This window comes from Microcoleus sp. (genome assembly GCF_049646505.1).
Classification (GTDB): Bacteria; Cyanobacteriota; Cyanobacteriia; order Cyanobacteriales; family Microcoleaceae; genus Microcoleus.
This window is the reverse complement of the sequence record NZ_JBARVX010000190.1, coordinates 1-10,968: the sequence shown is the minus strand read 5'-3', so window position 1 is coordinate 10,968 and position 10,968 is coordinate 1. Positions and strand designations below refer to the sequence as shown.

Sequence of the window (10,968 nt, the reverse complement as noted above, 5' to 3'; positions counted from 1 at the left end):
GTTATTTGTTATTTGTTATTTGTATTGGTTATTGGTAACAACTGGCAACTGACAACTGGCAACTGACAACTGACAACTGACAACTGACAACTGCCAACTGACAACTAAGAGGGCGGGCACGGGGGCACCGCCCCTACCAACTGCCAAGTGCCAACTGCCAACTACCAACTGCCAACTGACTAATTCCCTACCTTTAGATAGATGTCAAAGGGTCGCTACTGTAAATTTTTCAAAAAAAACAGAGATTAATCAGTCTTGAGGAAGACTCAATAAATGTATCAATGTATTATGTAGCAGCAATTTTTCGCAAACTCTAACCAAAGATAGTTTGTGAATGAGTTAGCTTAGGCTTAATATTTGAACATAAGCCAAAGACCTTTTGAAAAAACTGAAGAAGGAATAAATCATGACTAATCGCCAGCCAACACCGCCCGAGAGTGAAATTAGCAAAGCAACACCTGCCGACGAAAAAATTGAAGCTGATATGGAAGCCCCCCACTACGACAGGGGCATTACTCCTGCGGAGACAGCAGCGCGGCAAGAACGCGAAGGCTCTAACTTCATGCACGCAACCACCCAAGAGAAGCAGCAAAGCGCCAAAACAGACGACCAAACCGATGACGAAAGCATTAACACTACAGATGGTTATACAGTAGACAAAGAAGGTCTAGTTAACAATTACGCGATCGAACCGGAAATGTACATCAACGAACCGGGCGATTTGAGAGCAAAAGAAGAAGCCGAAGCTGCAGAACGCGCTCGAGTTCTTGCAGAAATTAAAGATAAAAAAGGCGAGGAAGGAAAACTGACAGAAGAAGCAGACACCCGTCACAAAGGGCCGGGAATTATCTAGGTTGTATGGCTAACAGTTGCGCTTCAGCGCGCGAGGCGGCAACTGCAAAGAAACGGGTTTTTCTAGATACGGCAATTGTCGATCGATATTTTTGGTAAAACCCGCCCCTCTTTGGCTTGAGACTTCTGCAACCAACACTCGCGCCATACAAGCCCCGTCCTTTGAGGACTGATTTATTCAACGGGTGAAGCGTCTATATCGAGAGTCGCCATCTTAGCATTGGGAAACAGCAACATTGGTTCGCAGCATCGGAGTTCCATCCGATGCTGCGAACTGTTTTGATTGCGGGTAGTTGCAGCCCGCCCCGCAAAAAACCCGGTTTCTTGAGTTGAAGTGCTTCTGTTTTGAGATTTGATAATTTACTATCATGGCTTAAAATTGCTCAAGCCCTAACATTTTCCCTCAGCCAATTAAACTTTGCCTGAGCTAGCGCCAAATTTTCTATGATGCTAGGATTGATCTCATCCCGTTCTAATTCTGGTTGCTCAAATTCTATATTACGCCCGTATTCTATATGTCGGATCGTACCGCGCATCCTGTCTGCCAAACACAGCGAAATTCCATAATAAAAGCGGGAAGCAAAGCCCATATCGTGTTCGAGTTTGATTACTAACTGCCGCCTGGGAATTGCCAGCAAGTGAGTTTCTTCGATCGCCTTCACCGTTGCCAAAGGAGGGCGAGCATCAATAAAAGAAACTTCTCCCACCAGTTCTCCGCTGCCTATTTTAGCGAGTTCTTTCGTCTCCCGGGCCTCGATCGAAACGCTCAAAATCCCATCCAAAACAATGTATAGCGCATCAATTTGTCTTCCTTCGCAGATCAAAATCGCGCCCGGAGCGAGAACTTCCTTTTTGCCTTTTTGGACTATCCAGTTAATATCGTCGTTATTTAACTGGCTCAAAATAAAAAGTGCTTTTTTTCTGCTGCTGTCAGCCATAAGTTTAGCTCCCGATCGCTTCTTTGTATAAAATTTAGACGGCGCGCGGTTGCAACTTCTTCTGAAGCAGTCACTCCTCGCTGAACACAGTTTTTCGATCCTGTCTCGCTTCTTCGCAAAAGGCTTCTCGGGCAGACTGTCCCAATAGCAGATAGACGCACTGAATAATCTTTCAATAATAGCATTTGTTAAATAATTTTTTTAAACTCGATCGGCATCTACAAAATCCTGTGAAATGCTGGTTTCAAAACCGATCGGGTTCGCCCCACAGCTTGAGTGCCGGAGAGGGCGCGGCAGACAATGCTCCGCGCCCCGTCTCGCTACGCTAAATCAATCGCAGATCGGGATAGCCAGCCAACATATCATCAGCAGTCAGAGTGTCGCCGCTAGCTTGAGGAGTCCACAGCACCTCAACCGCCAGCAACTCCTCGCTCGATACTCCCCCAATTTGGCGCAAAGCTTGGCGCAAATCTTCAGAGTTTTTCACTGCTGGCAATTCCAATTTGCCTTGAGCACCGACAATCACCGTCACCACAATAAATTCACCGGGATCGGAATTCAAATCAGAAGCAACCAGCGCACCGTTTTCCTGCAAACCAGGCAAGCTCTTGCTGCTCCCTGCCTCCCGGAGCTGGTTGTTATAATTCGAGAGCGTTTCTTCGGTAAACTTGCTGCGTTCTGCCAAAGAAAACTGGTTAAATTTAGCTTCGGCTGCTTCCAAGCGAGTTTGCGTAGATTCAGCGCCCGCGTAAACCCAATATTCAGGATGCCGCAGCATCGCCAGAGTAGATTCTTGCAGCACTTGAGCGCGACCGGCCGCTGTATCGGTATCCGCTTTGCGCGCTAGCGAGTCGAGTTCGGCTTGCAAACCGCGGGCCTCTGCTAGCAAACCAACTTGCAAGCTGGCCACAGATACCGTGGTATTAGTAGTGCTGTAACCTAGTTCGTCAGTTCCTCCCCCGGCGCGGCGGAAGCTTTGGACGAGGAAATTAGCGATCGAAATAAAAATCAAAATCGAGAACAGGCCGCCAAACCCGCCGCCAAAGCCAAAAAACGGCAGCAAGAAGGGGAAACCAAATCCGCCACCAAATCCGCCACCGTAACCGCCAGGGTAGTAACCCCCTCCTGACGGGGCGTAAGTGCGACTGGGAGAGGAGTAACTGCGCGCCGGAGCTCTAAAAGAGCCGCCGCCCATGCGTCCTCCGCTGCGAGCAGCCAGGGCTCCGTCAGCGTTACTCAGGGCTAGCGTCACTACCAGACCGATCGCAAATAGTGATTTCAAAAGCGGTTTCATCATCTTTCGAGAAATTAGTTGCTTGTACATAACACCGTTACTATTCGATACATTTATAATTTACAATCTATTCTCGCGGATGGGCAGCGCGGTTGTAGGGGTGAACTGTGCGAGATATCCGTACTAGCCGAACCCTCCACCGCTAGAATTCTGTCTGGGAACGACAAAGGCTAGAGAGAATAGAGGACTAAAGTGCTTACTGCGAACCGCGTCCGCGGATTTTACAGAACTTTACGTAGTTTGAGGGCGATCGACCAACAATAAGCTCTAGACTTTTAGAGAAACGCCCCCAGTCCTAGCAACCAGGACTTTATCCACCGTAAAAAATATTATGTTTCCAACCCACCGCCCCCGCCGCCTCCGCAACCATCCCCAACTCCGCCGGATGGTACGCGAAAATATCTTGACAACCAGCGATTTAATTTACCCTCTATTTGCCGTGCCGGGGGAAGCGGTTGCCAAAGAAGTTACATCGATGCCCGGAGTTTACCAGCTATCGGTAGACAAAATCGTAGAAGAAGCAAAAGAAGTTTACGACCTCGGCATTCCCGCGATTATTTTATTCGGTATTCCCGCAGACAAAGATACAGATGCGACTGGTGCTTGGCACGACTGCGGCATCGTTCAACAAGCTACCGCAGCAGTGAAAGCCGCCGTACCCGATTTAATCGTCACCGTCGATACTTGTCTGTGCGAATATACCAGTCACGGTCACTGCGGCTATTTGGAAGTCGGAGATTTAAGCGGCCGAGTTTTGAACGATCCCACACTAGAATTGCTGAAAAAAACCGCCGTTGCTCAAGCTAGGGCGGGTGCAGATATTATTGCACCTTCGGGAATGATGGACGGTTTTGTCGGAGCAATTCGCGAAGGATTGGACAGTGCCGGATTTGAAGATATTCCTATCATGTCTTACGCGGCAAAATATGCCTCAGCTTATTATGGCCCGTTCCGGGATGCGGCGGATTCTGCTCCGCAATTTGGCGATCGGCGCACCTACCAAATGGACCCAGGAAACGGCAGCGAAGCTCTCAAAGAAATTGCTCTCGACATTGCCGAAGGCGCGGATATGCTGATGGTTAAACCGGCTTTAGCATACATGGACATCATCTGGCGGGTCAAGGAAGCAACTAACCTGCCAGTTGCTGCTTACAACGTTTCTGGAGAATACGCGATGGTGAAAGCCGCCGCCCTTAACGGTTGGATTGATGAAGAAAGAGTAGTGATGGAAACCTTGACAGGATTTAAGCGTGCTGGTGCTGATTTGATCTTGACTTATCACGCCAAAGATGCGGCCCGCTGGCTGCAAAACTGAGTCCTACCTAATGCCCAAATACGTTTGGAGTCGGAATAACGGGGGGTTGAAACCGCCTCAGCGTCAAACCAAACCGATGCTAAGCGGGTTGAAGAAAACCAGGTAAAAATTACGCCCTCTTCTTCAGTCCGCAGAGGCAGACTTTGCTTGAGAAGAAGCGGTTTCAACCGCCGTCCGACTTTTTTCACAAGTTTTACACTAAACAGTATTAATAATCACTGAAATTAGTTGGAGAATATGTATGAATAATAATAGTTTTGTAAATCGGGAATTCAATCGTCGATCGTTCCCCAGCAAAATCAACTCGACCGTATAAGAGACTAAAAGTAACAGAGTTTAGATAAAACTTGTAAGGCACATTGAGCATGACATCAACGAGCAGGGATTCCAGTCACATTCAATTTTGCATAGATCGCGATCGCGCGGACATCGTACAAATCCAAGAACTATTTAAAGCTGCCGCCTTTTGGGCGAGGGAACGCAAGATAGAAGATTGGGCAATTGCGATCGCCAACAGCGAACCAGTCGTAACAGTTTGGGATTCCTCGCGGGCGATCGGCTTTGCTAGAGCCACATCCGACGGCATCTATCGAGCCACCATCTGGGATGTCGCCATTCACCCAGATTACCAAGGTGCAGGACTAGGCCGCAAATTAGTCCAAACCGTCTTGAGTCATCCTCGGATGTGCCGAGTAGAGCGAGTTTACTTGATGACAACCTACAAACAAAGCTTCTACGAGCGCATCGGTTTTCAGCCCAACGCCAGCACCACAATGGTACTTGAAAATCAGCTTCTAGACGAGAATATCGAATTAGAAATTAGCAAGGGCGAATTGCTGATTTCTAATTGTTAAACAAGCACAAAACTTACACCAAAATATCTAAATAGTATGGCGTGCAATGCACATCATACTATTTATATCAAATCCGGTAGCATCGGAATGATTCAGATATATATTCTCGGACTCTGTGTACTCTGTGTTCTAGTAAGGTTAAAGCATTCCGATGCAAGCGGAAACGATATTACAAATAATTTACCTCTTCTCTCCCTCCATTAAATCCATTACACAATCCGTTTCCTTCTTCCTGATGACTAATGACTATTAAGAGGGCGGGCCCGCACCATCCACCGCCCCTACCAACTGACTAATGACTAATGACTAATGACTACTGACTACTGACTAATGACTACTAAGAGGGCGGGCACGGGGGCACCGCCCCTACTGACTGCTGACTAATGACTAATGACTGCTGACTAATGACTAATGACTAATGACTACTGACTACTGACTACTGACTACTGACTTCTTTACAAAGTTGCCAAAGGAATAGAACACTGAGTCCGGTTAAAATTGGACTCTTCAGACTCAGAAGGCACAGCTAGAACTTCCAACTTTCCATTCATCAAAGTTAACAGAGTCTGATTCATCAATAACCTCATGCCAGAAGACACCTTAGAATTATCGCTGTTGTTACTAGCATCAGACACCAAATCGTGCTTTAGCAAATCCCAAGACTCGCTCCAAGCACTAACTGAACGCTGATCGTCCACCCAAATATGAACGCATCCAGATTCCGGCGAACAATGGGCAGAAACAGAAATACTCCCCTCATCCATCTGAGCAATAGCAGTATCTACCAAATTAACTAAAACTTGCCGAAACCTGGGCAAATCTGCCAATACATAAATTCCCGGATCGGGCGGCAATATCTCTAAACGAATGCTGCGATTAGCAGCTTGCAAGTAAGTTAAATCGTCAACTTCATCAAAAACCTTAGCTAACTGAATCGGCTCAATATCCATCGTGTCAGTGCCGTGTTCAGTTTTGGCAACAGAGATAATTTCATCTATCAATTTCACTAGCTTGAGTGCTGCAACGTGAGCTTGTTCGACAAACTCTCGTTCCTCTGCCGGATCGTCGCACAAATCCGACAGAATTAATTGCAGCGTACCAATCATAGTGCTCAGGGGCGATCGCAACTCGTGAGAAGTTCGAGCCAAAAACCCCCCTTTAAATTGACTCATCTCCGATGCCATCTGATAAGCCAATTGAGTTTGCTTAAGTTGCTCGGAAAGGGCATCAAACTCCTCTAACTGAATTTCTTGAGGAGTTGGCTGATGGGGCGCAGCTACGGGCGGCGGCGCGCTTTTTTGCCTTCGGCGCCACAGCGAACTGCTTCCCCAACCCAGTCCTAGCCCCATCCCTACATATATCAAGTCGCTCCAGCCCATCAGCGCCATATTGTCTTGCCTTGGAGTTAGCTCTTAGCATTCTAACTTTACCGCGCCTTGTCGCAAGATTTCCCAATCGGTGCCGTTCCATTTAGCCACAGTAGAAGGCAGACTCGAAGCTGTTGCTGCTGTTGCTAATTCCGAAGCCTGCAATGTCAGCACTTGGGGAAATTGAGCCTCTATTTGTGCCATCGACTCCAGAGGTGGCTGGCCCGATAAATTGGCGCTAGTAGTAGCCAAAGGCCCTGTCTGCTCTAGAATTTTTCGGGCAAGGGGAAAGTCAGGGACTCGCAATCCTATAGTATTAGGATCGATCGGGTTCATGGCGGCAGGCACTTTTTCCGAAGCTGGGAGCACCAAAGTCAACGCCCCCGGCCAAAAAGATGCTGCCACTTGCTCCCACACATTTAACTCTGCTGGACTCCCCTGCACGTAAGGCCACAAAGCCTCCGCCGATGCTGCCATTAAAATTAGCGGTTTGTCTTGGTTTCGCCGCTTAGCTGCAAAAATCAGGGAAGACCGATCGGGCCGCGCCGCCAAAGCGGGTACAGTATCGGTGGGAAAGCTGACAATACAATCTCCTGAAATTGCCCCTTGAATCAAGGAGTCGATCGAAACTTGAGTCATGCCATTTTAGATTTTAGATTTTAGATTTTAGATTTTAGATTTTAAAATTACAGCATATTTGGGCAATCTAAAGACGATAGGCTAAGGCAAAGCGATCGATTCCCGCTAAATCAGAAAATATCTGAACTTCAGCGTAACTCCCGTGACTTTGCAGCATCTGCGCTACCTGCTCAGCTTGTCCCGCCATCATCTCCACCAACCAAACTCCCCCCGATTCTAAATAATCAGGAGCCGTGTTTACCAAATGCCGGATGCAATCTAAGCCGTCTAAACCGCCGTCTAAGGCCAGGTGAGGTTCGTGCTTCAAAACTTCCGGTTGCAGGGTCAGCACGGTGCTGCTGGGGATGTAAGGCGGGTTAGACACCATGCCGCTAACTTTGCCCTTGAGAAATTCTAGGGGTTCCCACCACAAACCTTGATAAAAATTAACTCGCGAGCCAAAACCCAAATTCTCAGCATTTTGTCGAGCCACGGCCAAAGCTTCCGAACTGCAATCTACTGCATGAACCGTCGCATTTGTCAACTCCGAAGCTAGACCGATCGCGATCGCCCCGCTACCCGTACCCAAATCCACCCAATGCGATTTTGGATTGCTCTGAGATGTTGCACCATTCTCAATTACTTGTTTGGGAACAGGCAAGATGCCGGTTCCACGAGAAAATTCATCTGTTGTGGAACGGGCATCTTGCCCGTTTTTGACAATAGTGCAAGATGTTGGATCGATCGAACAACTTTTAACAGCACCCACAGCCAAATCGATCAGCAGTTCAGTTTCAGGGCGAGGAATTAGCACCGCCGGCGTTACTTTCAGCGAAAAATTCCGCCAATGTGCGACTCCCGTCAAATACTGCACCGGCACCCGTTCCTGCAAGCGCCGCTCCCACAATCGATCGAGTTCAGACAAGGACAACTTTAATTCAATTTTTGGCAAATCTTTAAACGACTCCAAACGCAGAGCCAATTTATCCAAACCTGCCAGCTCTTGGAGCAGCCAGTCGAGTTCTGAATTGGGAATATCACAGGCTCTCGCCTCAGTCTTAGCTTGATTCACCCACAGCCCCAACTCTAAACCGGAAACAAACATCAGATTTTTTAGTTATTGGTTATTGGTTATTGGTTATTGGTTATTGGTTATTGGTTCTTGGTTATTTGTTATTGGTTGTTGGTTCTTGGTTGTTGGTTGTTGGTTCTTGGTTATTTGTTATTGGTTATTGGTTATTGGTTGTTGGTTGTTGGTTATTGGTTATTAGTCATTATTCATTAGTCATTAGTCATTAGTCATTGGTAAATAGTAGGTTGAGTCGAGCAGTCCAACCTACTAACTCAGTCCTGAATGCAAAACCTAATTATGTAGGGTTCGAGCCGCACCGCACCTTACCGCTATTATAAGTAGTGCATGAAACGACTTTTTGGGCTCCTGTCTGTAACTAATGACTACTGACTAATGACTGCTGACTAATGACTAATGACTAACAGTTAGCGAGTCGGTCGAGCTGGAGCCGGAGAGGCTGGAGCTACCTGCGGATTTTGACCGGCACCGGCGGGTTGGAGCGATCGCACAAATTCCAGCGACTCCCGCGACGGCACCAAAATCATTTGAGTCAAAAACTGGTCGTTTTCAGTACGCAGAGCTTCCAAAACGCTTTCCAAGTTCACAACCTCAATCTTAATCGAGGTCGTTATGTTGGGTTGCTGCTGCTTAAAACGCTCCACCATTCCCAGCAATTCCTCTTTATTAAAAAACAAGGGAATCACCTCTTGCTGGCCCCGCTGAATTGTCAAATAACCATTTTCCGCGCCCCCTCTGGCCAAAAACAGAGGTACACCGTTGAACTCGTTAACTTGTTGCCCAGTCTGCTGAAGTACAGTTTTAGCCGACTGCACCTGATCCGGAGCCGGAACAAAAGCAAACTGCACCTCATCCGGCTTGCCTTTATTGGCTTGAGTGAGCCGATAAATTTCCCCCAGGGACACCGGCATCACGCGCACCGATGCAGCCAACTGAGGATTTCTGGTTTTGAGTTGCTCGACAAAGGCTTGAGCATCTTTCTGGCTGATAAAAATTCCCGCCACGGAAGCATTGCCAGTTTGACCCTGACCCTGTTTGGGTACAGAAGCGATCAGGGGCGCACCTTGAGCATCTGTAATTGTAAATACCGGCACCGATCGCAATTTTTCCAAAATTTGTGGTTCGGGAATTGCCAGTGCAGACATCTTACCCATTGGCTGTGGCCCGAGCAGAGCGCAGCCGACAATTCCCAATATTGCGCCGAAACGAACTAATGATTTCATGTTTTTTCACCAGAACCGATCCAGAAACACATTAACGCAAAGACTGACGCCTTCACACGATCGGCAAAAACTGCCTCAATTTGTTTACATTTTGACCAAATGTAAACCTCAGAGACTGCTTCTGCTTCCATCTATTATTTAACACTGTGCGATCGGGATGACAGGATTTGAACCTGCGACATCCTGCTCCCAAAGCAGGCGCGCTACCAAGCTGCGCTACATCCCGTTGTGATAGTTAGCTATCCTTTAACTATTAACACACAACACCCTCAGTTTGTCAAGCTTTTTTTATTTTAGCTTTGGGTGCTGGGCCGAAGTTACCTTCAGTTTTTGCTGTTTGACAATAGTTGCACCACTTCAAAGCAGCCATGCTGCGAAACATCTGGAGCGTAAATGACCCCGCCCAAACACGGATACCGTTTCCCCGCAGGACTCTCGCGAACAGGTAAAAATTTGAGGCCAAAGTTCCTGCTTTGGTGATTCACCCAGCAAGCAAATCTCCAATACCCGAATCGACTTACCGCAGCGCAGGGGGCGAGGAGGTGTTAGCAGCGTCGATCTTGAATGCTGGACTTTGCTCTCAAAAAATCAACGCCGATTTGCACCAGGCCGGCTAATCTGGATACCAAAACATACCTTTAATCCCCTCCGGATCGGACATAAAGCCCAAATTTCGGTAAAAATCCACCACTTGGGGGTCAGCAAATAAGGTAATGTTGCTGATATCTTCACTGCGGAGTTTTTTAATGATGTATTGCATCAGCGCTTTGCCCATGCCTTTACCCTGGTAGTCAGGATGAACTACCACATCCCAAAGCGTGGCATTAAAAGCATGGTCTGAAGTCGCTCTGGCGAAACCCACCAGCCGTCGCTGGCTGCCCCGCATCTCCCACATAGAGACGACTAAGAAGCTGTGCAAAATAGCTTTTTTGACTTTACGCAGGGGACGGCGGGACCAACCCACTGCATTGCAAAGTTCTTCGAGTTCGTAGAGATCGATGTCCCGATCGCAGCTAAAAAAGATGCGAGCGCTGCCGCTGGCGGGTTTGCGAAATGTTGGGGAAAGCGGATCGCCTAACCCGACGGCCACATCTTCCTCAAATTCCGCTGTTTGGGGTACAGAGGCAGACTCAGGACTACTAAATAAGTTTTTCCAAAAACCCATGCAGGCGCGGTTGAGGTAGTAGAGATTGGACTGCGTGAAAGAAAACCCGACAGACAAACCCACTCCGGATGGCGCGGGATAAATTACGGGTAGCCTTTTGAGCAACAGTTTACGGTAAACTCATCTTACGCCGAAAGCAGCGATTTGTCGTCTAACATTGAGTCTGAGCTTTTTTTGATTCTAGTCAAGTTTGGTAGAAATGTTCTGCAAGCCTGTGCCCGGACAATCCGCTCTTAAGGTAAAATTTGTTGC

Annotated in this window: 10 protein-coding genes and 1 tRNA gene; 3 read left to right on the top strand and 8 right to left on the bottom strand. The window is 47.7% G+C overall.

The genetic code is table 11. From position 1 onward, the window contains the following. Window positions 1-406 precede the first annotated feature (406 nt). A complete protein-coding gene (locus WBA89_RS10505; protein ID WP_424406234.1) occupies window positions 407-853 on the top strand; it encodes a hypothetical protein in 447 nt (148 codons plus the stop codon). A 382-nt stretch (window positions 854-1,235) separates the two neighbouring features. Here the strand turns inward: WBA89_RS10505 and WBA89_RS10500 are convergent, their stop codons facing one another. Next, window positions 1,236-1,790, bottom strand: coding sequence for a cyclic nucleotide-binding domain-containing protein (locus WBA89_RS10500; protein WP_424406233.1), 555 nt, complete (start codon window positions 1,788-1,790; stop codon window positions 1,236-1,238). Between the two features lie 325 nt (window positions 1,791-2,115). Beyond that, window positions 2,116-3,114, bottom strand: coding sequence for a DUF1517 domain-containing protein (locus WBA89_RS10495; protein ID WP_424406232.1), 999 nt, complete (start codon window positions 3,112-3,114; stop codon window positions 2,116-2,118). Window positions 3,115-3,415: 301 nt separating this feature from the next. Between WBA89_RS10495 and hemB the strand changes: the two genes are divergently transcribed. Beyond that, window positions 3,416-4,399: a porphobilinogen synthase gene (gene hemB, locus WBA89_RS10490; RefSeq protein WP_333382605.1), complete on the top strand. Its 984-nt coding sequence runs from the start codon at window positions 3,416-3,418 to the stop codon at window positions 4,397-4,399. A gap of 365 nt (window positions 4,400-4,764) precedes the next feature. Further along, a complete protein-coding gene (locus WBA89_RS10485) occupies window positions 4,765-5,253 on the top strand; it encodes a GNAT family N-acetyltransferase (RefSeq protein ID WP_424406231.1) in 489 nt (162 codons plus the stop codon). A 455-nt stretch (window positions 5,254-5,708) separates the two neighbouring features. On the opposite strand, the gene WBA89_RS10480 is transcribed toward WBA89_RS10485, so the two are convergent. The 6 genes from WBA89_RS10480 to WBA89_RS10455 all read right to left on the bottom strand — a co-directional run bounded on the left by WBA89_RS10480 (window position 5,709) and on the right by WBA89_RS10455 (window position 10,716). Further along, entirely contained in the window at window positions 5,709-6,641 is a 933-nt protein-coding gene (locus tag WBA89_RS10480) for a sensor histidine kinase (RefSeq protein ID WP_424406230.1), read from the bottom strand. A gap of 24 nt (window positions 6,642-6,665) precedes the next feature. Then, entirely contained in the window at window positions 6,666-7,259 is a 594-nt protein-coding gene (locus WBA89_RS10475; protein ID WP_424406229.1) for an L-threonylcarbamoyladenylate synthase, read from the bottom strand. Between the two features lie 67 nt (window positions 7,260-7,326). Continuing rightward, window positions 7,327-8,343: a N5-glutamine methyltransferase family protein gene (locus WBA89_RS10470; protein WP_424406228.1), complete on the bottom strand. Its 1,017-nt coding sequence runs from the start codon at window positions 8,341-8,343 to the stop codon at window positions 7,327-7,329. A gap of 392 nt (window positions 8,344-8,735) precedes the next feature. Continuing rightward, on the bottom strand, window positions 8,736-9,551 hold the full coding sequence (locus WBA89_RS10465; protein ID WP_424406227.1) for a Tic22 family protein: 816 nt from the start codon (window positions 9,549-9,551) through the stop codon (window positions 8,736-8,738). Between the two features lie 152 nt (window positions 9,552-9,703). Beyond that, window positions 9,704-9,777: transfer RNA gene (locus WBA89_RS10460), tRNA-Pro, on the bottom strand. Between the two features lie 387 nt (window positions 9,778-10,164). Next, a complete protein-coding gene (locus tag WBA89_RS10455; protein ID WP_424406235.1) occupies window positions 10,165-10,716 on the bottom strand; it encodes a GNAT family N-acetyltransferase in 552 nt (183 codons plus the stop codon). Window positions 10,717-10,968: the final 252 nt, after the last annotated feature.

Coding starts and splice junctions, on each gene's coding strand:
- WBA89_RS10505 (WP_424406234.1), top strand. CDS start 407: ATGACTAATCGCCAGCCAACACCGCCCGAGAGTGAAATTAGCAAAGCA.
- WBA89_RS10500 (WP_424406233.1), bottom strand. CDS start 1,790: ATGGCTGACAGCAGCAGAAAAAAAGCACTTTTTATTTTGAGCCAGTTA.
- WBA89_RS10495 (WP_424406232.1), bottom strand. CDS start 3,114: ATGTACAAGCAACTAATTTCTCGAAAGATGATGAAACCGCTTTTGAAA.
- hemB (WP_333382605.1), top strand. CDS start 3,416: ATGTTTCCAACCCACCGCCCCCGCCGCCTCCGCAACCATCCCCAACTC.
- WBA89_RS10485 (WP_424406231.1), top strand. CDS start 4,765: ATGACATCAACGAGCAGGGATTCCAGTCACATTCAATTTTGCATAGAT.
- WBA89_RS10480 (WP_424406230.1), bottom strand. CDS start 6,641: ATGGCGCTGATGGGCTGGAGCGACTTGATATATGTAGGGATGGGGCTA.
- WBA89_RS10475 (WP_424406229.1), bottom strand. CDS start 7,259: ATGACTCAAGTTTCGATCGACTCCTTGATTCAAGGGGCAATTTCAGGA.
- WBA89_RS10470 (WP_424406228.1), bottom strand. CDS start 8,343: ATGTTTGTTTCCGGTTTAGAGTTGGGGCTGTGGGTGAATCAAGCTAAG.
- WBA89_RS10465 (WP_424406227.1), bottom strand. CDS start 9,551: ATGAAATCATTAGTTCGTTTCGGCGCAATATTGGGAATTGTCGGCTGC.
- WBA89_RS10455 (WP_424406235.1), bottom strand. CDS start 10,716: ATGGGTTTTTGGAAAAACTTATTTAGTAGTCCTGAGTCTGCCTCTGTA.